Source organism: Clostridium boliviensis (genome assembly GCF_033342255.1).
GTDB lineage: Bacteria > Bacillota > Clostridia > Lachnospirales > Lachnospiraceae > Lacrimispora > Lacrimispora boliviensis.
Window position 1 is genome coordinate 1 of the sequence record NZ_JAWONS010000093.1, and the last position, 526, is coordinate 526.

A 526-nucleotide genomic window follows, 5' to 3' on the forward strand; every position below is an offset into this window, starting at 1 on the left:
TTTTTCGGTGAAACGGACATTTGGATGGGGTGGGGAGCCATTGAGCCGAATCGGGATCTCCGTCAACAAAGGAAAGCCGAAAGCGCGGGTGGTGGCGCGCCAGCTGGTGTGGTTGATCGAGGAACGGGGGGCGGAGGTGTTTCTGGAGCCGGACATCGCGGCAGAAATGGATCGCCCCGAGCTGGGACTTCCCCTGGATCAATTTCCCGAGCGCGTCGATATGGTATTCGTCCTCGGCGGAGACGGGACGCTCCTGGGGATTGCCCGGCATTTCGCCAAATCCCGGGTGCCCATCCTGGGGTTTAATCTGGGGCACCTCGGCTTTTTATCGGAAGCGGAGCCGGACAGTTTGGCCAGTGCCGTGGAGCGGGTCCTTGCCGGCGATTACATCGTCGAAGAACGGATGATGCTCGACGCCGAGGTGATCCGCGACGGTCGCGTGATGGAAACGAGCATTGCCCTGAATGACGTAGGGATTGCCAAGGGTTCCTTCAGCCGGATGATCACCTGCACGGTGTCCATGGAT

At 60.3% G+C, this 526-nt stretch carries 1 protein-coding gene; it reads left to right on the forward strand.

Features of this window, described 5'->3' with window-relative positions; genetic code table 11:
• Positions 1 to 40 precede the first annotated feature (40 nt).
• A partial coding sequence (locus RZO55_RS03245; RefSeq protein ID WP_318062851.1) for an NAD(+)/NADH kinase occupies positions 41 to 526 on the forward strand: 486 nt, incomplete at its 3' end.